Annotated in this window: 25 protein-coding genes, 2 pseudogenes and 1 riboswitch; of the genes and pseudogenes, 5 read left to right on the top strand and 22 right to left on the bottom strand. The window is 71.2% G+C overall.

Annotation, left to right across the window (positions count from 1 at the left end):
- Window positions 1-7: 7 nt before the first annotated feature.
- From JGS39_RS12265 to JGS39_RS41885, 4 genes are all read right to left on the bottom strand, one after another.
- Window positions 8-1,129, bottom strand: coding sequence for an LLM class flavin-dependent oxidoreductase (locus JGS39_RS12265; protein WP_219568896.1), 1,122 nt, complete (start codon window positions 1,127-1,129; stop codon window positions 8-10).
- Window positions 1,126-2,529 carry an NtaA/DmoA family FMN-dependent monooxygenase gene (locus JGS39_RS12260; protein ID WP_219568895.1) on the bottom strand — a complete coding sequence of 468 codons (1,404 nt, stop codon included), beginning with the start codon at window positions 2,527-2,529 and terminating at the stop codon, window positions 1,126-1,128. Before JGS39_RS12260 ends, JGS39_RS12265 begins: the two co-directional genes overlap by 4 nt.
- An 18-nt stretch (window positions 2,530-2,547) precedes the next feature.
- Window positions 2,548-3,774 carry an LLM class flavin-dependent oxidoreductase gene (locus JGS39_RS12255; RefSeq protein ID WP_308120349.1) on the bottom strand — a complete coding sequence of 409 codons (1,227 nt, stop codon included), beginning with the start codon at window positions 3,772-3,774 and terminating at the stop codon, window positions 2,548-2,550.
- A 73-nt stretch (window positions 3,775-3,847) separates the two neighbouring features.
- Window positions 3,848-3,964 (bottom strand): putative leader peptide, encoded by a 117-nt coding sequence (locus JGS39_RS41885; protein ID WP_326655793.1) that lies wholly within the window; start codon window positions 3,962-3,964, stop codon window positions 3,848-3,850.
- A gap of 39 nt (window positions 3,965-4,003) precedes the next feature.
- Window positions 4,004-4,116: riboswitch (SAM riboswitch) on the bottom strand.
- Between the two features lie 458 nt (window positions 4,117-4,574).
- On the opposite strand from JGS39_RS41885, the gene JGS39_RS41645 reads away from it, so the two are divergent.
- Window positions 4,575-5,867: an NAD(P)H-dependent oxidoreductase gene (locus tag JGS39_RS41645; protein WP_308120348.1), complete on the top strand. Its 1,293-nt coding sequence runs from the start codon at window positions 4,575-4,577 to the stop codon at window positions 5,865-5,867.
- Window positions 5,868-5,940: 73 nt separating this feature from the next.
- The gene (locus JGS39_RS12240; RefSeq protein WP_219568893.1) at window positions 5,941-6,444 is read left to right on the top strand and encodes a MarR family winged helix-turn-helix transcriptional regulator; all 504 of its coding nucleotides are present in this window, start codon (window positions 5,941-5,943) and stop codon (window positions 6,442-6,444) included.
- 48 nt (window positions 6,445-6,492) lie between these two features.
- On the opposite strand, the gene JGS39_RS12235 is transcribed toward JGS39_RS12240, so the two are convergent.
- The 5 genes from JGS39_RS12235 to JGS39_RS12215 form a co-directional block, all read right to left on the bottom strand.
- Window positions 6,493-7,773 carry a sugar ABC transporter permease gene (locus JGS39_RS12235; protein ID WP_219568892.1) on the bottom strand — a complete coding sequence of 427 codons (1,281 nt, stop codon included), beginning with the start codon at window positions 7,771-7,773 and terminating at the stop codon, window positions 6,493-6,495.
- On the bottom strand, window positions 7,770-8,549 hold the full coding sequence (locus JGS39_RS12230; RefSeq protein WP_219568891.1) for an ATP-binding cassette domain-containing protein: 780 nt from the start codon (window positions 8,547-8,549) through the stop codon (window positions 7,770-7,772). Before JGS39_RS12230 ends, JGS39_RS12235 begins: the two co-directional genes overlap by 4 nt.
- A 102-nt stretch (window positions 8,550-8,651) precedes the next feature.
- Window positions 8,652-9,740: a sugar ABC transporter substrate-binding protein gene (locus JGS39_RS12225; protein WP_219568890.1), complete on the bottom strand. Its 1,089-nt coding sequence runs from the start codon at window positions 9,738-9,740 to the stop codon at window positions 8,652-8,654.
- Between the two features lie 253 nt (window positions 9,741-9,993).
- Window positions 9,994-10,446 (bottom strand): flavodoxin family protein, encoded by a 453-nt coding sequence (locus tag JGS39_RS12220; protein WP_219568889.1) that lies wholly within the window; start codon window positions 10,444-10,446, stop codon window positions 9,994-9,996.
- A 128-nt stretch (window positions 10,447-10,574) separates the two neighbouring features.
- The gene (locus JGS39_RS12215; protein WP_219568888.1) at window positions 10,575-10,829 is read right to left on the bottom strand and encodes a hypothetical protein; all 255 of its coding nucleotides are present in this window, start codon (window positions 10,827-10,829) and stop codon (window positions 10,575-10,577) included.
- Window positions 10,830-11,030: 201 nt separating this feature from the next.
- On the opposite strand from JGS39_RS12215, the gene JGS39_RS12210 reads away from it, so the two are divergent.
- From JGS39_RS12210 to JGS39_RS41880, 3 genes and pseudogenes are all read left to right on the top strand, one after another.
- Window positions 11,031-11,237 (top strand): hypothetical protein, encoded by a 207-nt coding sequence (locus JGS39_RS12210; protein ID WP_219568887.1) that lies wholly within the window; start codon window positions 11,031-11,033, stop codon window positions 11,235-11,237.
- Window positions 11,234-11,392, top strand: coding sequence for a hypothetical protein (locus JGS39_RS12205; protein ID WP_219568886.1), 159 nt, complete (start codon window positions 11,234-11,236; stop codon window positions 11,390-11,392). The genes JGS39_RS12210 and JGS39_RS12205 overlap by 4 nt, the downstream gene beginning before the upstream one ends.
- Before the next feature lie 55 nt (window positions 11,393-11,447).
- Window positions 11,448-11,534: pseudogene (locus JGS39_RS41880) on the top strand (hypothetical protein); the annotation flags it as partial.
- A 140-nt stretch (window positions 11,535-11,674) separates the two neighbouring features.
- Here JGS39_RS41880 and JGS39_RS12195 read toward each other — a convergent pair.
- The 13 genes and pseudogenes from JGS39_RS12195 to JGS39_RS12135 form a co-directional block, all read right to left on the bottom strand.
- Window positions 11,675-12,199 carry an NADase-type glycan-binding domain-containing protein gene (locus JGS39_RS12195; protein ID WP_308120346.1) on the bottom strand — a complete coding sequence of 175 codons (525 nt, stop codon included), beginning with the start codon at window positions 12,197-12,199 and terminating at the stop codon, window positions 11,675-11,677.
- Between the two features lie 587 nt (window positions 12,200-12,786).
- Window positions 12,787-13,353, bottom strand: a complete 567-nt coding sequence (locus JGS39_RS12190; protein WP_219568885.1) for a phage tail protein — start codon at window positions 13,351-13,353, stop codon at window positions 12,787-12,789.
- 4 nt (window positions 13,354-13,357) lie between these two features.
- Window positions 13,358-15,328, bottom strand: coding sequence for a putative baseplate assembly protein (locus tag JGS39_RS12185; protein ID WP_219568884.1), 1,971 nt, complete (start codon window positions 15,326-15,328; stop codon window positions 13,358-13,360).
- Window positions 15,325-15,762 carry a GPW/gp25 family protein gene (locus JGS39_RS12180; RefSeq protein ID WP_148016760.1) on the bottom strand — a complete coding sequence of 146 codons (438 nt, stop codon included), beginning with the start codon at window positions 15,760-15,762 and terminating at the stop codon, window positions 15,325-15,327. Before JGS39_RS12180 ends, JGS39_RS12185 begins: the two co-directional genes overlap by 4 nt.
- A gap of 6 nt (window positions 15,763-15,768) precedes the next feature.
- Window positions 15,769-16,050 (bottom strand): PAAR domain-containing protein, encoded by a 282-nt coding sequence (locus JGS39_RS12175; protein ID WP_219568883.1) that lies wholly within the window; start codon window positions 16,048-16,050, stop codon window positions 15,769-15,771.
- A gap of 33 nt (window positions 16,051-16,083) precedes the next feature.
- Complete coding sequence (locus JGS39_RS12170; RefSeq protein WP_219568882.1) at window positions 16,084-17,982, bottom strand: VgrG-related protein; 1,899 nt, start codon at window positions 17,980-17,982, stop codon at window positions 16,084-16,086.
- Window positions 17,979-18,779, bottom strand: a complete 801-nt coding sequence (locus JGS39_RS12165) for a CIS tube protein (protein ID WP_219568881.1) — start codon at window positions 18,777-18,779, stop codon at window positions 17,979-17,981. Before JGS39_RS12165 ends, JGS39_RS12170 begins: the two co-directional genes overlap by 4 nt.
- Before the next feature lie 5 nt (window positions 18,780-18,784).
- On the bottom strand, window positions 18,785-19,222 hold the full coding sequence (locus tag JGS39_RS12160) for a phage tail protein (RefSeq protein ID WP_148016756.1): 438 nt from the start codon (window positions 19,220-19,222) through the stop codon (window positions 18,785-18,787).
- A 57-nt stretch (window positions 19,223-19,279) separates the two neighbouring features.
- On the bottom strand, window positions 19,280-21,028 hold the full coding sequence (locus JGS39_RS12155; protein ID WP_219568880.1) for a hypothetical protein: 1,749 nt from the start codon (window positions 21,026-21,028) through the stop codon (window positions 19,280-19,282).
- Window positions 21,029-21,056: 28 nt separating this feature from the next.
- Window positions 21,057-21,200 carry a DUF6760 family protein gene (locus JGS39_RS12150; protein ID WP_187284983.1) on the bottom strand — a complete coding sequence of 48 codons (144 nt, stop codon included), beginning with the start codon at window positions 21,198-21,200 and terminating at the stop codon, window positions 21,057-21,059.
- Window positions 21,197-21,640 (bottom strand): hypothetical protein, encoded by a 444-nt coding sequence (locus JGS39_RS12145; RefSeq protein WP_219568879.1) that lies wholly within the window; start codon window positions 21,638-21,640, stop codon window positions 21,197-21,199. The genes JGS39_RS12150 and JGS39_RS12145 overlap by 4 nt, the downstream gene beginning before the upstream one ends.
- Window positions 21,640-22,083: a phage tail protein gene (locus JGS39_RS12140; RefSeq protein ID WP_148016754.1), complete on the bottom strand. Its 444-nt coding sequence runs from the start codon at window positions 22,081-22,083 to the stop codon at window positions 21,640-21,642. Before JGS39_RS12140 ends, JGS39_RS12145 begins: the two co-directional genes overlap by 1 nt.
- Before the next feature lie 69 nt (window positions 22,084-22,152).
- A pseudogene (locus tag JGS39_RS12135) lies at window positions 22,153-23,590 on the bottom strand (phage tail sheath family protein).
- Window positions 23,591-23,715: the final 125 nt, after the last annotated feature.

Raw genomic sequence — 23,715 nt, 5'->3', positions numbered from 1 at the left:
ACGCTCCTCAGCCGGTCGACGGGACGGATGCGGATGCGGGCACCCGTACGGTCGCTGTCGCTGGAGCGGGCCCGGCAAGGACCGGGGCCCAGGCGAACGGCGGGTCCGGGATGTCTCGTCGCAGTACCGGGGCGACGTCGGACTGGAAGAGTTCCAGGGAGTCCCGGTGCTGTGCGTCGGTGAGGCCGCCTGCGTCCGCGTGCAGGTGCAGGACCGTGTGTCCGAACTGTTCGTGGTAGCGGTGCACCTTCTCGATGACCTGCTGGGGGCTGCCGATCAGTGCCGAGCTGCGCTCGACGAAGTCCTCCAGGGTCGGGAACACCGGATCGACGCCCAGCTGCTTCTGGAACGCGAGATGCCCCTCGAACACCGGCCGGTAGGCCGCGACGGCCTCCTGCGAGGTGCGGGCCGTGTGGTGACCGGCCGTCCCCGCGCCGACCACCGCCAGGGCCGGGTCGTGGCCGTGGTGCTCCCACCGTTCGCGGTAGTGACGGATCAGTTCGGCGTACGGCTCGATCGCGTGGGTGACGTTCGCCGAGAAGAGCGGGTCACCGTAGCGTGCGGCGAGGTCGACCGACTCCCGGCTGGTGGCGCTGCCGTGCCACACCCGGACAGGCCGCTGGAGCGGCCTCGGCCACACCTCCGCCTCGGTCAGCTCGGGTCGGAAGCGTGGTGAGGCGGTGACCTTGCCCTGGCGCCAGAGCCGGCGGAACAGCTCGTAGCTCTCGGCATTACGGTCCCACTGGTCCTCGGGCGTGACGTGGAACAGCTCGCGTTGCGCCGTCCCGTTGCCCTTGCCGATGATGAGGTCGAGCCGCCCGCCGGACAGATGGTCGAGCGTGGCGTAGTCCTCGTAGGCGCGCACCGGGTCGAGCAGGCTGAGGGTGGTGACGGCGGTGAACAGCCGGATGCGGGAGGTGAGCGCGGCGACATGGCTGAGCACGACGGGCGGCGAGGAGGAGAGGAACGGCCTCTCGTGCCGTTCGCCGACACCGAAGCCGTCGAAGCCGAGCTCCTCCGCAAGCAGCGCGTTGTCGATCACCTCCCGGAAGCGTTCGGTGGTCGGCTTCTGCACGCCGGTCACCGGGTCCGGGGCGTGGATGATGAGAGTGATGGCCAGGAACTTCATGACGCCACCGGCTCTGCCGCGCCGTCGTCCGGGTGAGCCAGGCCGAGATGGTCGCGCAGTGTCGTGCCCTCGTACTCCGTACGGAACACACCGCGCTCCTGAAGGAGCGGGACCACGGTGTCGGCGAAGACGTCCAGCCCGCCGGGTGTGATGTGCGGGACGAGGATGAAGCCGTCGGCGGCGTCGGCCTGGACGAAGTCGTTGATGGTCGACGCGACCGTGGCCGGTGAGCCGACGAAGGCCTGACGGTTGCCGGTCTCGATGACGAGGTCACGGATCGACCAGTTCTTCGCGGCCGCGAGCTCCCGCCACTCCCGGGCGATGGCCAGCGGATCGCGGTACATGCGTACCTGGGCGCGGCCGCGGGCGATGGTGTGTTCGCCGAGGTCCGGGTCGATGTCGGGAAGCGGCCCTTCGGGGTCGTACGAGGACAGGTCGCGGTTCCAGACGAACTCGAGGTGCTTGATCGCGGTGGCGCCGCTGACCTGCTGCCGGCGTACCTCGCGGGCCAGTTCCTGTGCCTCGGCGTCCGAATCTCCGAGGACGAAGGTCGCGGCGGGCAGGATGAGCAGCTGATCACGGGTGCGGCCGTGGCGGGCGAGCCGGCCCTTCACGTCCGTGTAGAACGCCTGTCCCTCCTTGAGGGTGCTGTAGCGGCTGAAGATCGCGTCGGCGCCCTCCGCCGCGAACTCGCGTCCCTCGTCGGAGTCACCGGCCTGGAAGATCACCGGGCGGCCCTGCGGGCTGCGCGGGACGTTGAACTGCCCCTCGATGTCGAAGTGCTGTCCCTTGTGCGAGAAGGATCCGGCCCGGGCGTCCCGGAGGAAGGTGCCGGCCCCCTGATCGGCGACGATCTCGTCGCCGTGCCATGAGTCGAACAGCTCGTTGGCCGTGGCGAGGAACTCCTTGGCCCGGGAGTACCGCTCCTCCTGCGGCAGGAATCCGCCGCGGCGGAAGTTCTCGCCCGTGAAGGCGTCCCACGAGGTGACGACGTTCCACGCCGCGCGCCCGCCCGAGAGGTGATCGAGGCTGGCGAACTGGCGGGCCACCTCATAGGGCTCGTTGAACGTGGAGTTGATCGTGCCGGTGAGGCCCAGGTGTTCGGTGACGGCCGCCAGGGCGGACAGTACGGTGAAGGTGTCGGGGCGCCCGACGACGTCCAAGTCGTATATCTGCCCGCCCTGTTCGCGGAGCCGGAGCCCCTCGGCGAGGAACAGGAAGTCGAACTTGGCGCGTTCGGCGGTACGCGCGAAGTGCGCGAACGAGCTGAACTCGACGTGGCTGCCTGCCGCGGGATCGCTCCATACCGTGGTGTTGTTGACGCCCGGGAAGTGGGCGGCGAGATGGATCTGCTTGAGCGGCTTGCCGGTGCTGGTGCCGGCGCCGTTGCTGATACTCATTTCGGTGGTCCCTCCGGCTCAGACTGCGGCGTAGCGGTTGGCGGGGCGGGCGAGTCCGAGCAGCCCGCGCAGGGTGTCGGCCTCATAGGCGGTCCGGAAGGCGCCTCGGCGCTGCAGTTCGGGTACCAGCTCGCGGGTAATCGCCGGGAGGTCGTGGCCGATCACTGCGGGCCGCAGCCGGAATCCGGTGAGCCCGGCCCGCTGAAATTCCAGGAGCAGGTCCGCCAGTTGCGAGGGTGTACCGGCGAAGACCTTCGCGTCGCTGGTGTACGGATGTCCCGCGAGGCCGTCGAGACGGTCCAGGCGGGCCGCTGCGGCTCCGGGATCGTCGTCGAGGAGGACGACGAGGTCCCCGAAGATGTGGAGGGGTTCCGCCGCGCGCCCCGCAGCGGCCCGTTCGGCGCGGATCTCTTCGATGATGGTGCGGGCCCGGCCGGTGTCGTGCGGGGTGATGTATCGTATGTCCGTGGAACGGGCCACCAGTTGGAAGGGAACGCTTTGGTGCGCCAGGGCGCTGACGACCGGCTGTCCCTGCGGGGGCCGGGGCGTGATCGAGGGGCCCTTGACGCTGAAGTGCCGTCCCTCGAAGTCGATGTAGTGCAGCTTCTCGCGGTCGATGAAGCGGCCGGTGGCGACGTCGCGTATCTCCGCGCCGTCCTCCCAGCTGTCCCAGAGACGGCGCACCGCCTCGACGTAGTCGGCGGCCTCCTCGAAGAGTTCGGCGGTCAGGTCGCGGACGGCCGGGGTGTCCAGGTCCTCGACGCCGAAGGGCGGGAACGTGCGGCGGCCGAAGTGGGCGGCTTCGTGCTGCCGCGCCGATACCTGGATACGCAGGCCGGCGCGGCCGGTGCTCACGTAGTCGAGCGTGGCGATCGCCTTGGAAATGTGGAACGGCTCCGTGTGCGTGGCGACCACGGTGGGGACGAGCCCGATATGCCGGGTCAGCGGGGCGACGCGAGCGGCGATGAGTACCGCGTCGAGGCGCCCTCGCTCCTGGTCGGTGCGGTCGTCGGGTCCCGTGAACTTCGAGGACTGGAGCCCGAGCGCGTCCTCGATCGTCACGAAGTCGAGCAGGCCGCGTTCCGCCTCCTGGACGGTGTCGGACCAGTACGCGGCGGTGAGCAGCTCCCCGGGCCGGGCCTCCGGCTCGCGCCACGCGGCCGGGTGCCAGCCCGCGCCGTTGAGCGCGACGGCGAGGTGCAGGGGGGCGGACAGGGGAGGGTGCGGGGATGACGGTGCGGACACGACAGGGTGCCTTCCTGATCGACCGTGGGTGATCGCCGGGCCTCGTCGGGAGGTTCGGCGTCGCGGGTACGGGTCAGGAACAACAGAGCGCGGCGGCCACGCGCTGGAGGTCGATGTGGGGCCGTGAGTAGAGGTGGACGCGGCGTCGGGGGGCGAGCACCCTGACGAGCGGGCAGGTCACCGATGGCATGACCGTCGCCTCCGCTCTTCCGGCTCGGCGGGCCCGGAGGCCTCGCGCTTGCGGAACCCGGACGGGCCCCGCCTGGTCGTCACCTGGAGCACCCCGCCGCGCAGGAGGGTTGCCGGTCAGCAAGCCAGGGCTTGAGGCTGACACTCATGACCTGCCCGGAACGCTACGCGCGACGGGCTCGCCGCGCAATGCCCGGCGGATCATGGCCGTACTCGCCTTGCTGCGAGCGGCAACAACGCGGCTGCGCCGCCTGTTCCGTCCAGCCGTCACCCCTCACATCCGGACGGAGAGTTCATGCGGCGGACACAGATCGGATCATTGCCGCTGCGTGAACTTCAGCGGGCTGCCCGCCGGGCCCGCGCCGCGCGCTTCCGCAGCGGCCCATCGGCCGGCGCAGGCCCGAGGGAACCCCGCGCGACCTGGGACGCGACCGCCTCGTCCGGAGCACGGCGGATGCCCGGACACCCACCCCCGGACCCCGCGGTCATGACGTGTCACGTACACATCGCGCGGCCTGACAACCACCAGCTACCAAAGGCGAGTTGACGTGTCACCCAAGGGCCCCCATGCTTCGAGGTGACACATCAACTCACCGATGAGGAGAACGGCCATGCCCAAGATCGCGGTCGTCGTGGGAAGTGTTCGCCCGGGTCGCGTCACCCGTGACGTGGCCGAATGGGTACACAAGACCGCATCCGAACGGCCCGGTGCGACCTACGAACTGGTCGACATCGCGGACTTCGACCTGCCGGCCTACGACGAGTCCCTCCCTCCGCAGTACGGAACCTACGAACACCCGCACACCCGGCGATGGGCGGCGAGGGTCGCCGAGTTCGACGGGTTCGTCTTCGTCACCCCCGAGTACAACCACAGCGCCCCGGCCGCGCTCAAGAACGCCCTGGACTTCATCTACGGCGAGTGGAACGACAAGGCGGCGGGGTTCGTGAGCATCGGCGCGGCCGGCGGGGTGCGCGCGGTGGAGCACCTGCGCCAGATCGCCGCCGAACTCAGGATCGCGACCGTCCAGGCGCAGCTGCCGCTGCCCGCCTCGGTGGACTTCCCCGATTACCCGCCTTCTCACCGTCCGGGACCCGTGCGGAGGAGCTGGCCCGAGTGCTGGACCAGGTCGAGTCCTGGTCGGGCGCCCTGGCCTCCGTTCGCGGATGACCGCGTCAAGGGGCTGAAGCCGGCTGCGGCGCGCCCGCACGGACTCACGGCGGGGCCGGGCGCTCCGGTGCCCGGCCCGACCCCGCTCATACCGGTCGGACGGCCTTCGTGTCCGGGCCTCACGGCCGGGACCGGGCTCGCCCTCACCGCCTCACTGGTGCGTTCGCGCCGCCTTCAGCAGATGCTGCTGACCGCGCCACCGCTGGGCATCGCACTGCCCTCATTCTGGGTGGGCCTGCTGCTCCTGCAGCAGTTCTCCTTCCGCCGGCACCTCTTCCCGGCCTTCGGAAACGACGGCTGCGCCGCCCTGGTGCTTCCCTCCCTCACCCTGGCCCTGCCCGCGACGGCCCTCATCGCCCAACTGCTCAGCAGGAGCCTGCAGTCGGAGCTGCGCCGGAGCTATATCGACACGGCCCGCGCCAAGGGCGTGCGGAGGTCTGCCGTTCACGTACGGCACGCCCTGCGCAACGCCGTACTGCCCGCGCTCACGATGGCCGGTCTCCTCGTCGGCGGGATGCTGTCCGGCTCCGTCGTCGTCGAGACGGTGTTCTCACGCGACGGAGTCGGCCGGCTGATCGCGACCGCGGTCAGCCGACAGGACCTGCCCCTCGTGCAGGGCCTGGTGCTGCTCGGCGCCGCGGCGTTCGCCACCGTCAATCTTCTGGTGGATCTCCTCTACACGGTGCTCGATCCCCGGATCGGCAGGACGGGAGGCGCCTCGCCGGAGGCGAATTGACGTGCGCGAACAAGGAATGCTGTGCTGGGGATGACGTGTCAACCCCTTCCTCGTCCCCGGCAGGAGCGCAAGCATGAGCGGCACCTCGGACTGGCTCGACGAAGACGAAGACCGCGTGTGGAACGCGTTCTTCGAGATGCAGGTGCTGTTCTGGCCCCGGATGGCACGGCGGCTCCAGCAGGAAACCGGGCTTTCCGAACCCGATTTCGCCATCCTGAGCGCGCTGGTCCGGGCGCCGGACGCGCAGTTGAGGCCGTTCGAGCTGAGCGGAGTCACCCAGTTCGAGAAGAGCCGGCTGCATCACCATCTGACCCGGATGGTCGGCCGCGGCCTGCTCACCCGCGAGCGATGCCCCGACTCCTCCCGAGGCGCCATGATCGCCCTCACGCCTGAAGGGCGGGACGCCATCACCGAGGCCTATCCGCGGCGCGCAGCGCACATCCGGCAGTTGCTGATCGAACCGTTGGACGCCGGCCGGATCGACGCCCTCACCAGGATCTCCGAGGCTCTGGCCGATCACCTCCGTGCCGAGGACGTCACGTTGGACGACGGGCGCCCCGCCGGCGCCGAGGGCTGACCGGAGGGGCGGCGACGTCCGTGACCCCGGGCCCGGCCGCGTACGGGATCATGCGCGCCCCGCGGCCTTCTGGCTCCTGCGGGACAGCGAGTCGACGACCACGGCTGCCAGCAGGACCGATCCCGTGATCATGAACTGGACGGCGTTGCTCACACCCATGATGTTCATCCCGGATTGGATGGATCCGATCACCAGGGCGCCGAGCAGGGCCGACCAGACGGAACCGCGCCCGCCGAACAGGCTGGTCCCGCCGATGACGGCGGCGGCGATGACGTTCATCAGCAGATTGCCGCCGCCCGAGGTCTGGCTCGCCGACTGGATCTGCCCGGCGAGGAAGAGGCCTCCGACGGCCGCCATGGCGCCGGCGATCGAGAAGACGGTCATCCGGACGACCGGCACGCTGATGCCCGCGCGTCGCGCCCCCTCGGAGTTGCCGCCGACCGCGAAGACCTTCCGGCCGTACGTGGTGCGGCGGAGCACGAAGTCCAGTACCACCAGCACGATCAGAAAGATCAGGAGGGCGAGCGGGAGGCCCTGGTACTGGTTGAGGATGTACGCGGTGACGAAGGCGATGGCGGCGATGACGACTGTACGCAACACGATCTCGGCGACCGGCCGGGACGGCACTCGGGCCGCTCTGCGCCGTGCGGCGTCCAGGAGGGAGGCCACGAGGAAGAGTCCGACCCCGACGGCCGCGGCCACGTAGGCGGCGGCCGGGCTGTGGTAGATGGTCGAGTAGATCTCGGCGACGATGCTGTCGGCGGGGATGTTGACCGTGCCGCTGGATCCGAGTATCTGGAGCATCAGCCCGTTCCAGGCGAGGTTGCCTGCCAGGGTGACGACGAAAGCCGGCACGCCCACTTTCGCGAAGAAGAAACCCTGGATGAGCCCCACGGCCGCTCCACCCAGCACCGCAACGAGAAGCGCCAGCCATTCGTTCATGCCGTTCAGGACGTTGAGTACGGCGAAGATCGCAGCGCACAGACCGCTGACAGATCCGACGGACAGGTCGATCTCGCCGAGGAGCAGGACGAAGACGATGCCGACGGCGATCATGCCGGTGCCGACGATCTGCTGGCTGAGGTCGGAGAGGTTCTGTGCCGAGAGGAACGTGCTGTTCAGACTGCCGAACACGGTCCAGATGATGATCACGGCGATGACGACGGGCAGGGAGCCCAGCTCCCCGCTGCGCGTCTTGCGCCAGAACTCTCCGACGTACCCTCGGATGCCCTCGTCGCGGACGAGCAGGCGGGCGTCGACGGCGGGCATGGCATCGCGCGCCGGTTCCTGGGCGGCGTCGTCGGCGTCGCGGGCGGGATCCCGGGTCATCGCTCCTCCTCCCGCTTGCGGGCCTGGCGCCGGGTGACCGCACTGTCGGAGGCCCCGGTGATGGCGGAGATGATCTCCTCGGTGGTGGTGGAGCGCCGGTCGAAGAATCCGTTGTTGCGTCCGAGGCGCATCACGGCGATCCGGTCCGCGACCGCCATCACGTCCACCATGTTGTGGCTGACCAGGATGGTCCCGAGGCCGCGGTCACGGAGTCTCTCGACCAGGTCCAGGACCTCGGCCGTCTGCTCCACGCCGAGGGCCGCGGTGGGCTCGTCCAGGATGACGACCTTGGGATCGCCGATCAGGGAACGGGCTATCGCCACCGTCTGACGCTGTCCACCGGAGAGCGAGGCGACGGGGATGCGGACGCTCGGGATGCGGATGGACAGCGTGTCGAGCAGTTCGCGCGAACGCTGGTCCATGCGGACCTCGTCGAGCACGCCGAAGCGGCGTAGTTCGCGGCCGAGGAAGAGATTGCCGACCACGTCGAGGTTGTCGCACAGGGCGAGGTCCTGGTAGACCGTCGCGATGCCCAGGTTCTGGGCGTCGTGCGGGCGGCCGATGGCGACCGTGCGGCCCTGCCATTCGATGACGCCCTCGTCGGGCGGGTTGACTCCCGCGATCGCCTTGACCGCGGTCGACTTACCGGCGCCGTTGTCGCCGACGAGCGCGACCACCTCGCCGGGATGGACCTCCAGGTCGAATCCCGACAACGCCTGGACGGCGCCGAAGCGTTTGGAGATCCCCCGCAGAGTGAGCACAGGTTCTTGCGGCAAAGGAACCGCCTCCTCCGCTGCCCGTCCGTACGGGCTGACGGTCTCGTCCCCCGCCGGACGACCGCACGCCGGCGATCGTCCGGAGTAGTCCTGGACACAGAGCTACTGGAGACCGGCCTTCTCACAGGCGTCGGCGTAGTTCGGGGTACAGATCTCCTCGACGGAGTACAGGCCGTCCTTGACGACGGTGTCCTTGATGTTGTCCTTGTCGACCACGACCGGTGTCAGCAGCTTGGCCGGGACCTTCTCGCCGCTGCCACTGGTGACGGTCTCCGGCGTGAGGGACTTGGGGATGTCCTTGCCCTGCGCGAGGTCGACCGCTATCGCTGCCGCGGTGTCCGCCTCCGGCTTGTACGGCTTCTCGACGGTGATGGTCTGTGTTCCCGCGAGGATCCGCTGGATCGCGTCGAGCTGGGCGTCCTGACCGGTCAGGGGCACGTTGATGCCGGACGCCTTGAGGGCGGTGGCGATGCCGGCGGCCAGGCCGTCGTTCGCCGAGTACACGCCGACGATCTTGTCCTTGCCGAGTGCGCTGATGGCGCCGGCCATCTGCTGGTTGGCGTTGTTCGGGTCCCAGTTCGGGGTGTCGTACTCCTTGCCGATCTTCACCTTGCCGTCGAGGACGGAGTGGGCGCCGGCCTTGAACTCGGCGGCGTTCGGGTCGGTCGGCGAACCGTTGTGCATGACGATTTCGCCACTGTCGGCCTTGTCACCCAGCGCTTCCAGCAGGGCCTTGCCCTGCAGCTCGCCGACCTTGCGGTTGTCGTACGAGACGTAGGCATCGACGGGGCCCTGCGCTAGCCGGTCGTACGCCACGACCTTCACGCCCGCGTCCCGTGCCTTCTGCACGGAGGACTGGATCGACTTGGCGTCCACGGCGTCCAGGATGAGCACCTGGTCGCCCTTGGCGAGGGCGGTGTTCACCTGCTGCTGCTGGGTGGTCGCGCTCTCTGCGGCGTTGTAGTAGTCGATCTGGGCGCCGGGTGCCAGTTCCTTGATCTTGTCCTCGATGTACGGCCGGTCGAACTTCTCGTATCGCGTGGTCTTGCTCTCGGGCAGCAGCAGCCCGATCTTGACCTCGTCGGCCTGACGGCCCGCTCCCGGCTGCGCCGCACCGCTGGTCGCCACCGCGCCCAGTGACAGGGCTGCCGCTCCGGCCAGAGCTATCGCGCTCCGCAATGTGCTGGTCATGGGAGGCTCCTTCTCGTACGGCGCCGTCCCTCCACCGGGAGAGCGCGGAAACGAAAACGCACTTTTGGCCCACATATCGACATTAGCGGCAACCCCTGGACCGGCAAGCGGGTGTACCTGGCGGAGCCGTCGGGCCCCGCCAGGGGGTGCAGAAGCCCCGCCAGGGGGTGCAGAAGGCCGGGCGGGGGCAGCCCGGCCCGCCAGGAGGCGGCAGAGGGCCGTCGCGCCCGCCACGAGGGGTAAGGCCGGCGGGTCAGTCGGCCAGGCCGGCGGCCAGGGTCGCCCCCAGCTCCCAGCAGGCCTCGATGTCGGCCTTGGCGGGTTCTCCCGTGACCGTCACGGCGTCGGTCGCGCGGCGCCATCCGAGGCCTGTCGTGATCGACTCGATGGCCCGCACGGCCCCGGTGACGTCGTTCCCGCCGTGCACGTAGTACCCGAAGGGGCGGCCACGTGTCTCGTCGAGGCAGGGATAGTAGACCTGGTCGAAGAAGTGCTTGAGGGCGCCGGACATGTACCCGAGGTTCGCCGGTGTGCCGAGCAGGATGCCGTCAGCGGCCAGCACGTCGGAGGCCGTCGCGGCGAGTGCCGCGCGCCGCTCGACCCGGACGCCCTCGATCTCGTCGGTCGTCGCACCGGACACGGCGGCTTCGAACAGCGCCTGGCAGTTGGGCGAGGGCGTGTGATGCACGATCAGGAGAGTGGCCACACCCCGGAACCCTGCCGCGCCCGCCGCGCGGCCGCAAGCGAGGCGCGCCTCACGCGTCCCGGTCACCGCGACACCGGCGGGGCCGGACCCTTCTGAGACCTCGCGCGGCCGTGTGCGACGGACACTCCTCACTCCTGGGCGGGGTCCTGCGGCAGATGCGCCCGGTCATGACCGGTGTCGAGCTCATCCGTACGGCTCCGCAGCCAGGACGTCAGCCGGCGAAGCCGGGCAGCGGCATCGATCCGGTCGAGCGCGTCCCGGACCACCGCGGCCAGGTTCCGCTCCCGCACCCGGCGGCCGCTCGTCGCCGTCGGCAGCGCGAACCCGGCGACCCGGCGGCAGCCGGCAGCGCTCCGCGTCCGGTCGGACGTCCAGGGGATCACCGTCGGCGACGATCCAGCGGCGGCGGTGCAAGCGATGCGCGCCCTGGCGGCTCCGGTCCTCACTGTGCGGACACCCGAGGAACGTCACGCACCGCAACCCGCGCGAGCGCTCGCCCGTTCCCTGGCTGCAGCAGTACGGACACCGTCCGAGGAGCGTCTCGTCGACGCACTCGTCGTCACCGGCGGAGAGACGGCCTCACCGTGCTCCAGGCCCTCGGCATCGACGGGATCGACCTGCTCGACGAGCCCGAGCCCTGCGTCGCCCGCGGAACCCCGCTCGGCCTGCCCTCCCTCCCCGTCCTGGTCAAGGCGGACGGGTTCGGCGACGACGGGATGCTCCCGCGGCTGTGTCATCTGGTCCGGCACCCCGCCGGCGGGCCCGCCCCCGACCGAGGAGACCACGCGTGACCCCGATCGCCCTCACCATGGGCGACCCCTGCGGCATCGGCCCCGAGATCACTCTCAAGGCGTGTGCCGACCCGCGGCGCAACGTACCCGTCGTCGTCATCGGCGACGACCACGTCCTCGCCCGTGCGGACAGCTTCACCGGCACCGGTCCGTGACTGCGCCCGGCACCGTGGACGTCCTCGCCGCGAGCGATCTGCCCGCGGACCTGCCATGGGGCTCCTCGACGCCCCTGCGGGCGCGGCGTCCTTCCAGTACGTCCGCCGCGGCATCGAATTGGCTCGGGGCGGCGACGTACGCGCCCTGGTGACCGCGCCGGTGAACAAGGAGGCGCTGCGGCTCGGCGCAGTCCCCCACCCCCGCTCAGCACCTGCCGCTGATGGTCCGGCCCGAACCGACGGCACCGGATCCCCCGGCCATCGAGCAGACAACAGGGCCTGTCAGGACCGGTGTCCGAAGAACTCGACCTCGGCGACGGCCACCCGGCGCCCCTTGCCCGTGCCGTACGCGGAGTCGACCGTGAGCCGCACGGCGACCGCGTCCGACCCCCGTACGTCGAACGTCTGCTGGCCCGGCTCGTCGGCCAGCCGGATCGTCCGCCTGCTCTCCTTGCCGCCCTTCGAGGTCATGACCACGGTGATCCGCGCGGGCCTGGCCTGCGTGAGGAACTCGTCCTTCCGCGCCGAAGTCCCTGAGAACACCACCATCTTCAGCAGCCGGACCGGCTGAGTGAACGAGCAGTCCAAGTACTCGCCGACTCCGTCACCGCTCTCCCGCGGTGCCCAGTACCGGTTGTTGAAGCCGTCGAAGGCCGCAGCCACCGGATGTCCCGGAGCGGAGCTGGAGCTCCGGAACGCGGACGGCACCACCGCCTCCGGGGCCCCGGTCTCCTCCTTGGCGAAGCCGAGCAGACCGGACAGGTGCGGCAGCGCGAACCAGATCCCGACCACCAGCAGGAGCAGCACGACCGGCAGCGCGAACCTCGGTCTGCGCCGCCCGCGCCGTGGCCGGGTACCCGCGGCCCGGGCCTTCCCCGGCCTCCGCCGGAAAATCCGGCGCCACCACGCCGGGCGCAGGGCGGGGGGCGGCCCCGGGTCGAGAAGCAGAGCGCACCGGACGCAGAGTGTGCGTTCCGGCGGGTTCTCCGCACGGCAGTTGGGGCACACCAGCGCAGCACCCGCCACCGGTCCCGGCAGTGCGGGGGCGCCTGCTTCCGGGCCGGGCGCCCAGGCATCGGGGCCGGGGGCCGGCCCGTCCGGAGCGTCTCCTGGCCGCCGGGGAGCCGCCGCTGCCGCCGCCGGCTGCGGAGGGGAAGCCGGTGCGGTGGGCGGCGCGGTGGGTATGCGTACGGGACCGGGCGCCGGCACGGCGGGCGGGACGAGGGGCGGAACAGGCTCCCGGTCGGGGGCGGGCGCCACGGGCTCCGGCTGTCCCGCCGCCCGCGGTCCCGGTTCTGCCTCGCCCGCCGCCTCCGGCTCCCACGCCAGGAACGCCTCGCAGCCAGCGCAGAACTCGCGCCCCGCCGCATTCCGATGACCACACGTATCGCAGATCACTGCGCACCGCCCCCCACGTCCCCGGCCGCAGGCAGGATCTCCAGCGTGTACCCCACATGGGCCGGGATCTCGGTCCCGATGAGCTCCTCCAGCCGCACCCGGTCGACAGGGCGGCCCGGACGTTCTCCGACCCGGATCGTCACCCAGGGGCGCGCCCGGCCCGGCAGAGCGGTCTGCGACACGGTCGACCAGGCCGTTCCGCCGCTCTCGGTGATCTCCGCCTCAGCGCCCGTCTCCAGCCGCACCGCGTCGGCCAGCCCGCCCGCCGTGCCGCGCCGGGCATGCCGGGCGACCGCCCCCCGTACCGTCTCCCGCCGCCGCTCGACCGGACTGTCGTCGTGCGGCTCCACCGCCACCCACTGGGCCAGCCAGGCCAGGAAGTCCTCCGGGGCGCTGCGGGGGTCGAGGTGGGCGGGCAGGTTGTCGATGGTGAGCAGGACGGGTGCGAGCACCTCGTCGAGCGCGGCGAGGAAGCGCCGGAGGAAGTCCTGTTCCAGGTAGACGGCGGGCAGTTGGTCGATCAGGGGGTGCGGGGTGGAAAGTCCGGTGACGCCGGTACGCATCTGTCTAGGCTCCCCTCACCCGGAGCTGGTGCTCGTAGCTGAAGACCAGCGCGTGCCGGTCCAGCGGGATCTTGGCCGTGGCGTCGGTGCGTTCGCCGGTGACCGGATCGGCGCGGTAGAGCCGCACGTCCTCCACGAGGTCCACCCCGGGCACCCGCTGGAGCACGGCGAACGCCTCGCCCGACTGGACCGGGCGCCCGAACGGCCAGCCCTGTCCGTTCGGCCCGCCGGACAGCGCGTTGAAGTACCCGTACAGCGCGGCCAGCGCGGCCTCCCGTACGCGCTCCGCGACCGCTCCGCGTTCGGCCTGCACCGAGGCGACGACGGTCACGCCCTGGTAGAACGGCGGCTCGACGACGAGACGGGCCCCGATCGGGCGGCGGGCCTCCAGATGCCCGGCGATGAGGCGAAGGGTGTGCGCCGGGGGGATGAGCTCGTCGAACTCGATCCTGCCCTGCTCGTCGCTCCGGCCGGCCGGAACGACGAGCAGCCGCACCCCGTGGGCGGAACCGTCGTCGTCCCCGGGCTCGCCGGCCCGGATGCAGTGCACGCGTGCCGCGTCCGGGGCGATGTCGCGGGCGAGGAGTTCGTAGTCGTGCGGGACGACGGCGCGGTGCAGGGTCCGCAGTGTCATCGGCCCGCGCACCCGGGCGCTGTCGACGCTCTCGCCGTCGACACCGCCGAGGGCCGGCCTGCGGTTCTCCACCCGGGCCACGTAGGGGATCGCGCTGCGCAGGACCTTCAGTGTCGACCTGGCGACATTCCCGCGCAGCCCGCCGCCCGTGCGGTAGGACCGCACCCGGACGGTGGCGCCCTTCGGAGGGACCGCGCCGTAGTGGCGGACGGAGCCGTCCCGTTCCCGTACGGCCGGTCCGAACTCCACGCGGCCCGAGTTCGGGTCGAGGGTGATGTGGTGGTCCTCGGGTCCGGAGTGCGCGAAGTCGTCGACCCGGGTCCACCGGGTGTACTCCGGTTCGGGTCCGCTTCCGGGGTCGGCCACCTCGACCACGAAGTCGCCGGGTACCACCGGCGGACGGGCCAGCTCGAACGCCTGACCCGGCACTCCTTCCGCCGCGCCCAGCACTTCGTCGGCGACGGTCTCGGCATGTTCGGCCGCCACGGTCGCGCCGATGGTGAAGGCGGTGATCCGGCGCAGGACGGGCGGGGCCAGGTACGTCGGTCTGCCGTCCTGCGCGTCGATCAGGCGGCAGCGCAGCCAGCCCCCGGTGCGCCGCACGACGGCCGCCGGGGTGTGTGTCCTCGGCAGGTGGAGGATCAGTTCGCCGGAGCGGTTGAAGCCTCCGGTGTCGTCCTTCTCTATTTCGCAGACCGTCCAGGCGGTACCGTCCCAGGCCTCCCAGACCAGCGGCGGCCGCAGCGGATCGACGCCGACGCCCTCGACCTTGCAGTCGAGGCGCAGGACGACGACTCCGGCGGGCACCGCGGCCGACAGACCGACATAGAGGCAGTCGCCGGGCGCCGGAGTCGCCCCGAAACACGTCACGTCCCGGCCGATCGCCAGCTCGTCCGTGCGGTCCGCCGCCTCCCCCGACACCGGCCAGGTGGCGAGGTGGGCGAAGGCGCAGGGCGTGATCGTCAGCTGCTCGGCGGTCGTGAAGACGACGGCTTCCTCCGTCTCCGTACGCACGGTGGCGACCTCGGTCCCGGCCCGCACGACGACCGGGTCGGGCCGGGGCGCGGAGAGCCGGAACGTCACGTCGGTGTGCGCGGCCGTGGGCGGGTGGAGCTGGACCCCGATCAGGTCGAGGAAGGTGAGATAGCTCTTCTCCGGCACCCGGTTCACGCGGTAGACGAGCTGGTCGACCATGGTGGCGAACGCCTCGATGAGGGTGACGCCGGGGTCGGACACGTTGTGGTCGGTCCACTCCGGGCAACGCTGCTGGACGAGGCGCTTGGCCTCGTCCACCAGGCCCTGGAAGCGGCGGTCGTCCAGATGGGGACTGGGCAGCGTCACGCGCCGGCCTCCTCGTCGTCGTGGGTCGTCGGCTCCTGCGCGTGCTGCGGGATCACGTAGAACGGGAAGACGAGGTTGCGGGGGTCGTTGGAGCCGCGCACCGCGTAGCCGATGTCGATGTATAGGACCCCGTTGTCCGCCTCGTCGAACCGCACGGTGACCTCGGCGACGTCGATCCGGGGCTCCCAGCGCTCCAGCGCCAGCCGCACCTCGTACGCGAGCTGTCCCGCCGTTCCCGCGTCGGCGGGCGCGAACACGTAGTCGTTGACGGCGCAGCCGAACTCGGGCCGCATCGGCCGCTCGCCCGGGGAGGTCGCGAGGATCAGCCGGATCGACTCCTCCAGCTCCCGCTCGCCGCGCACCAGCGCGATGGACCCGGTGGCGTCCGTACGGGGCGGGAACGCCCAGCCGGCTCCGATGAACTGCTGTCCCATCCCGGCTCAGCCTCCGATCAGTACGGTGGCGCAGCCCGACACGACCGGCGAACCGCAGCCGCTCAGATCTCCGACCCGGGCGGCCGGACTCCCGCCGATCCGCACGGTGGTGCTGCCCGGCGGTGCGATCATGGACGGCGGGTGGGCGAGGGGGGACGCGCACTGGTGGGCGGTGCCGACCGTGGCGGCGGGCTTCCCGCCGATCAGCACCGACACCACTCCGGGCGGCCCGACCGTGCCGGGGTGGCCGGTGGGGTCGGTGACCCGTGCGGCTGCGGCTGACGGCATGCGGTGTACTCCTCTTCCCCTGATTGCGGCAGGTCAGTTGAGCGTGATCATCGGTGCGTTGACGGCCACCGACCCGCCGCTCTTCACGTCCGTGCGCTGCGTGCCGTTGACCGTGACCTGACCGCCCTGGACCTCCACGGCGCCGCCGGTGGAGAGCGCGACCCTGCCGTTCCCGCCGTCGAGTGCGACCCCGCTGCGGGACGTCACCGTGACGCTGTCACCGGTCAGTTCCAGCGCCCCGCGTCCGGCGTCCAGCGCGACGCCCTTGGCCGCCTTGACGGAGACCTGCTCCTTGGCCTCGATCGTCACGCTGCCGTCGCTGTTGATGACGACGGCCGTGCCCCGCCGGTCCAGGTCGATGGTGAGCTTCCCGTCGCCGGTGCGGAGCCTGACTCCCTGCGGGCCGTTCGCCGCGTCCAGCAGTTCGAGCTGGTTCCCGCTCTTGGACGCGAAGGCACGACGGTTCACCGCCCCGGTGGTGGGATCGACGAGATCGCCGCCTTCCGTGGGAGTCCCCCCGGGGACCGGGGCGCCCCCGCCGCCTCCCCCGGGCCGGTCCTTCCCGTTGTACAGCCCGGCCAGCACGTACGGCCGGTCCAGGTGCCCGTGCTCGAAGCCGACCAGCACTTCGTCGCCGACCTCCGGGATGAAGGCCTCGCCGCCGCCCGTACCGCCGGACTGTGCGGTGCGCGCCCAGTCACTGGCGTACTCGTCGGACAGCCAGGGGAAGCGCACCTTCACCCGGCCGGACCCCTCGGGGTCCTGGGTGTCCGTCACCGTCCCGCTGACCAGGCCGGCACATCGGCCGGGCGGGCCCGCCGGACCCTGCCCGCCGCCTCCCGCGAGCCCGAACAGCGAGCGTTCCTGCTGCCCGGACACGGTGATCCAGGTCTCGTACCCGCGTACGGCGTCGAAGACGTGACGCGATGAGGTGACGGTGTACCGGCCCTCGAAGGGCGCGCCGACCGCGTTCAGCGCCACCGCGCTGCCCGCCCTGACCTCCGGGTTGCCCCGGATCGCCGCCTCCAGCTCCGCGAACGACCCGGCGATCCGCTCCGCCAGCGCCTTCGCCGCACGGTCCACCTGCGTCTGCGCCCCGTACGCCGCGTCGGTGACGACGAACCGTGCCTCGCCGAAGGGGGCAGACACCTCGGCCGCCGTCACGCCGAGTTCCAGCGTCGTCGACGTGCCGGCCGGGGCCCTGCCGATCACCGGCTGCTTCGCCCCGACGTCCCAGCCGCGCACTTCCACCTCGGACACCTGCTCGGCGGCGGAGACCCCGGCACGGCACCGCAGCAGGTTGTCGCCCATTTCGAGCACCAGTGGGTCGCGGTCGGCGCGCGCGGACCCGTCCGGCGCCCCGCTCGCCTCGGCGGGACGGGTGATGTGCAGTTGCCCGTCGCGTACGTACGCCTGCGCCCCGGCCTCCTCGGCGAGCCCGCGCACAAACTCCCAGTCGGTGACGTTGGGCTGGGCCAGGTGCTCGATCACGGGTCCGGCGACATCAACCGTTCCCGGCTTCAGTCCGGCGCGCTGGGCGACCTGACCGCAGATGTCGGCGAGCGTCATGTTCTGGTAGCTGGCGACCCGCCGCCCCCGCAGCAGCCGGTGCGACTCGTCGAGGCCCCTTACGACGGTGAACGTGCCGGTCTCGTCGAGTTCCACCTCAAGTGCCGTGACCACTCCCTCGAGCAGCGGCTTCGGTGCCGTGTCACCGCCGGCCCGGGCCAGCAGCCGGGCCTCGCTGCCGATCTTCAGTCCGGTCTGCTGGAGCAGGACCCGGTCGGGGTCCCTGAACCTCAGCAGGAACAGGTCGGGGAGCGTACGGCTATCGTCCACGTAGCCCTCGACGAGGGTGTTCACGAACTTCGCGGGGAGCGGGGTGCCGTCGAACTCCACCACCAGCGCGCTGGCAACGCCCTGCCCTGTCATCGGCCCCGCCCCCGGTCCGAGTCACTGCCGAGTCTGCTCAGCTCGTCGAGGGCGGGCAGCAGCAGCTGTGTCCCCGGTGCGAGCCGCAACGGGTCGTCGATACGGTTGGCCTCCGCGATGACCCGCCACGCACCGGCGTCGCCGTACTCCCGGTGCGCCAGCGACGGCAGCGAGTCCCCGGCCGCCACCCGGTGCACGCGCCGGGCGGCCAGCGCGCCGGAGGTCGGGTTCTGGCCGGGAGTCTCCCCGCTGATCTCCTCCATCGTGACCTGGCAGACAGCCCTGATCGGCACCCCTGAGGTCGTGAACAGGGTGTACTTCGCCGCGACTTGGCTGACGTACCCGGGGAACCCGGTGAGCCCGCCCCAGTGGAACACCACCCAGGGAGGTGACGACCGCTGCTGCTGCCGGGTCTCGCTCGTCGGCACACAGCAGGCGAAGAGCTGTTCCACGGAGGTCACCACCCGGGTGTCCTGGGTGTCGCTGGCGTCGAAGAACATCTCGACGGTGAGCTTGCTGGGCTGCGATCCCTGGTACTCCGGCGGGCCCGAACTCTTCGCACCCTTGGCCGGGGTGCGCTTCCAGGAGGCGGCCTTGGTCAGGCTCAGCTCCTTGGGATTGAACTGGAAGTCGATCCGTCCGCACGGGCCACCGGGGGTGAGCCCGCCCCCGGTCGGCGGCGTCCGCAGCTCCAGGTAGGCGTGCTCCAGCTTGGGCCTGGCCGAGCCGCCCTTCGCCGCGGACGCCACCCCGGATGTACCGGCGGCACTGAAGGCGATGGGTCCCGCGCCGCTCATGCCGCTCAGCCCTCCATCACGTAGCCGTGGTGGGCGATCTCGATCGTCTCCATCGCGACCTTGGGCGACTCGGGGGTGAACGAGGGGCCGGTCCACCGGACTGGCACGACTTCCAGCAGCCCCCACTGGGCCACCTTCCGCCCGTCGCCGGTGCGCGCCTCGATGTGCGCCGTCTTGCGGCTGAAGCCGGTCGTCATCGTGGCGAACCAGCGCGCCACCTTCTCCGTCTCCCGGGTGAGCGGCCGGGACAGCTTGACGTTGGAGTACTTCAGCCGGGTGGGCAGCTGCCACAGATGCCCGTTGTTGCCGCCCTCCTCCCGGGTCTCCAGGACCACTTCGCAGCCCAGCCCGTCGCAGGTGTTGAACGACCCGAGTTCGATGTCGTCGATCGTCACGACGAAGCAGACGCTGACGGCGGGGTCGTCGTCCGGGGAGGTGGCCATGGCACGTGCCTCTCGATCGGTGACTCTGGGCCTCGGTGAGGTGAAGGGCGCTGATCGTCAGTGGCGGGTGTTGATGTGGAATCCGGCGCGTTCGCGGTCGAGCCGGAGATCGGCCTTCAGGAGTCGGCTGAGCGGCCCGTAGAGCGCCCGGACCAGCTCGTCCGTCACGGGCGGGGACCCCTGCCCTGCCGCCGTTCCCGCGCGGGCATCCGAGTCAGCGGCTGCGGGCATGGCCTCGGGACCGGCTGACGCCTCGGGTCCCGGTTCCGGTTCCGCCACGGGAGGCGGCTCGGGTTCCGGCAGCGGTGGTGGCTCCTCGGCGATCTCGGCGTCCCGCTGGATGACCGGCCGTGAGGTGCCGTGCAGGGGCGCGGCCCCGAAGACGACACTCCCGTCGGCCATCCGCTGGGCCACCCCGGCGGCGACGGCGACGGAACCGGCGGTCGGGGATGCGGCGGTCGGGGATGCGGTGGTTCGGCCGCCGGTACGGGCAGCCGCCGATGCGGGTACGGGCGGCGCCCCGAGCGCGTGCCGTTGTACAGGCGCCGCCCCGACCGCGCGCCGTTGCACGGGCGCCGCCTCGACCGCGTGCCGTTGTACAGGCACCGCCTCACGCTGGAGGAGTGGCGCCGGCGGACCGGAAGGCGCTCCCGGATCCGGGACGGTCCACCGTACGGGTACGGCGGAGGGCTGACTCGGCGGCGGGCCGGCGGGCGGTGCCGGCAGCCGCTGCACCCCGCCGTCTTCCGGCGTGCGTTGCACGACCGCGCCGGCCGGAGGCCCTGGATCGGTGGCGGACCGGAGGGAGAGCGGCCGGTCCCCGAGAAGAGGCGCGGTCGGACCGGCAGCGGGTGGAGGTGCGGGCGGGAGCCCGGCGCGGACGGCTTCGGAGCGCTGGACGGGGACAGTGGATGCCGGGGTCGCGGCGGCCACGCCCTCCCCGCCCGGCTCTCCCCCGGAGGCCGCACCGGCCAGGGGGGCATCACCGAGCAGCGGGGCGACCGGCACGGCCGCCTCCGTCCCGTCGGACGGCACGTGCGCCTCCGGAGCAACCGGCATTGCGTCGCCCGCCGAAACGGAGGAATCGTCGGCCGACGCCGCCGAGGTGGGCTCTCTCTGCACCACCGGCGGCCGGGACGCTGATGGTTGCACGTCCGACGGCCGGTGGGCCTGTCGTTGAGCGGTGGGCGGCAGACCGGGCAGCGGCGCCCCGAGGCCGGGCGTGCGTCGAGAGGGCTGCGGCGAGGTGGAGGAAGCAGTGCGCCGAACCGCCGCCGCACCCGGCGAATCCTGGCTCGTGTCCGGTCCGGCATCCGTCTGCCCGGCCACCTCCGATCGCTGCACGAGCGGTTCGTCGCCCACCAAGTGCCGTACAGGCAGCCCGGCTTCGGCCGACGCACCCGCAGCGGTCGTCAGGGCCGGAGCGCTCTCGCCGTACGCGCGCTGAACAGCCACCGGAGCGGGCTTCGTCCGCGGCCGCAGCGGCATGCCGACGGTCCGCTGGACCGCCGGAGCAGGGCTCCCCGGCGCCGCGAGGGCGACTCCGTGCAGCAGCCCGGCCGGTGCGTCCGGGCTGACGAGATGGCCCAGCGGTGTGCCGAGTGCGGTGTCCTGCCTCGTGGTGAGCGCCGCCTGGAACCCACCGGGGTCGATCACGAGGTCCTGTCCGGTCACGGACCGCTGCACGGGCGCCAGGCGGCTCACATCGACACGGTCCACCCGGTCCGGCCGCGAAGCGTGCGCATCACCCGGGGACGGGTCACCACCGGTGGAACGACCGCCGCGCAGCCAGGACATCAGCCCCATGAATCTCCCGCCCTCCCTGCTCTCCTCGCTACTGCCCGTTGAGGCGAGCGATCTGTGCGACGAACTTCAGTCGTTCCGGATGTTCCAGGTCCAGCAGGTCGTCCAGCGGCCAGTGGAAGTGGTAGGCGAGGTACGCGACTTCCTCGTAGAGCAGGTCGGCCGCGTACGTCACGATTCCCCCAGGCGACCGCCGGCGAGATCCACCGCGAACTCCTCCTTGCAGGACGGACACGACACGGCGGCGCGGGTGTGCCCCTCCGCGTTGATCCGGCGGTAGAAGTCCTGGAGGAAGGCCAGGTCGGAAGCGAACAGGTCCTCGATGATCCCTGGATGGATGTCCTCGACCGTTCCGATCCGGGTCACGACGCGGGAGATCAGGACCACCGACAGATAGGCGGAGTTCTCCCGCACCCGGTCGTCGCGCAACGGCACGAGTTCGTCGCGGGCGGTCGCGAGCCGCATCACGCCCGAGCGGTGCACGGTGCCCGACTCGTCGACGTATCCGCGCGGCAGGTCGAAGGCGAACTCCGTGCGCAACGGCTCGGGCCGCCCGGCACTCTCCCGCCCCGCCGACTCCCCCTGCGGAGTCTGGAACTGGACCGTGCGCCGCATCAGTCGAGCTCCATGCTCTCGTAGGTGATCGACAGCTTCTCCGTGAGGACCGAGGTGTCACCGGCCTTCAGGGTGCCGATTTCCAGGGACTTGGGCCAGGCGTTGATCAGCTTGTACCGCTTGATGGGCAGGCCCTCGTAGTCGTAGACGATGACCGCGCCGTTGCGACGGGCGCTCATCATGCGGCCGAACCGGGAGTCCTTGATCCAGCGTTCGAAGCTGTTGTCCTCCGTGAGGCCGCGTGTGACGGTGACCTCACCGGCCTTGGGCCGGCCGGGCAGCTTCTTGATGGCGTACTTGCCGTCAGCGGTGTTCTGCTTCAGCTCGATGACGTCCTGCTCCATCTTCAGACCGCTGACCTCGGTGATCTGCTTGATGATGACGCTGTCGAACTCCAGGCCGAAGGAATGCCCGACGGAACTGTCAAGATCGGGAAGCGGCACAACAGGCTCCTTACGCCAGGTTCGAGAACGGGCGGGTCAGTGCTGATCGAGGCGGGGCCGACGGCCCGGTCATTCGTCGACACCTCCGGTGCCGCCGGTCAGCTGGGAGAGCCTGAACACCACGAACTCGGCGGGCTTGACCGGTGCGACGCCGATCTCGCAGATGACCTGCCCCGCGTCGACGCTCTCGGGCGGGTTGGTCTCGCGGTCGCACTTCACGTAGAACGCCTCGTCGGGTGTCAGCCCGAAGAGGGAGCCCTTGCGCCACTCGTTCACCAGGAACGCCGAGACCGTACGCCGGATACGTGCCCACAGCGCGTCGTCGTTCGGCTCGAAGACGACCCACTGCGTGCCCGCGAGGATGGACTCCTCCAGGTAGTTGAAGAGCCGCCGGACGTTGAGGTAGCGCCAGGCGGGGTCGGAGGCGAGCGTCCGTGCGCCCCAGACCCGGATGCCGCGCCCGGGGAAGGAGCGGATGCAGTTCAGCCCGATCGGGTTCAGCAGATCGTGCTCGCTCTTGGTGAGCTGCGTCTGCAGCGCCACGGCCCCGCGCACCACCTCGTTGGCCGGCGCCTTGTGCACTCCACGCGTGTCGTCGTTGCGCGCCCAGATCCCCGCGATGTGGCCGCTCGGCGGTACGAGGGTGGCGCGTCCGGAGGCCGGGTCGGCGACGCTGATCCAGGGGTAGTAGAGCGTGGCGTACTTGGAGTCGAAGTTGGCCCGGTCCATGCGCCAGCTCCTGACCTGCTGCGGTGAGAGGCCGGGCGGCGGGTCGAGGATGGCGACCCGGTCGCCCATCAACTCACAGTGACTGATGAGCCCTTGCTGAACAGCGATGACGGACTCCAGGTCGAGCAGCCCGCGTTGGTACGCGCCCATCAGGTCGGGAACGGCGATCATCGTGACCTCGTCCACGGCCTCGAGCCCTCCGAGCCCCGTGCGGCGGTCGGCGTCACCGACGTACGCCTCGGGGGCGAGCGCTCCGGCGCCGCCCGCCGCGGGGGCTGCGGGCGCCAGCGCGACCGACTGGACGTCGGGCCTGGCCGGGGCGGCGCCGCGCCCCGTCTCCCGGATCTCGATGAGTCTCGATGAGCTGCTGGAAGACATCGGAGGGCGGGTCGTCGCCCTCGGCCTCCGCGACCTCCACACTTATCTCGCCGGCGACACCTGCCCGGGGCTTGACGGCGTACGGCCCGATCTGGACCTCGGCCCCGGCCGCCAGTTCCCCGGCACCGGTGTCCGCGCCCTCGGCGATGCGTACGACGTAGCAGATGCCGCCCCCGTTGGCGAAGAAGCCGTAGACGGAGGAGGCGAGGTACATGCCGTCGACGAAGTCGCCGAAGGTACTGGCGAACTGGCTCCAGTTGATGATGAGCGTCGGCTCGTCGAACGGCCCCCGCTGGGCGAAGCCGACGAAGGCGGCGACCGAGGTGCCCACCCCTTCGATCGGCCGGGATCCGGACTCGACCTCTTCGACGTAGACGCCCGGGGACAGGTACGACGGCATATGAGCCTCTCCTTGACGCGCTCCTCGACGTGCTTCTCGCCCCGTTCCATGGTCGGGACCGCGAGTCATTCTCATCACTGGCGCGATCACCGGGAACGGATACTCGGCCGCCCCGCCGTGCACGG

Origin of the sequence: Streptomyces poriferorum (genome assembly GCF_019399235.1) — a bacterium.
Taxonomy (GTDB): Bacteria; Actinomycetota; Actinomycetes; order Streptomycetales; family Streptomycetaceae; genus Streptomyces; species Streptomyces poriferorum.
The sequence above is the reverse complement of the archived record's forward strand: the minus strand, read 5'-3'. Positions and strand labels throughout refer to the sequence as shown.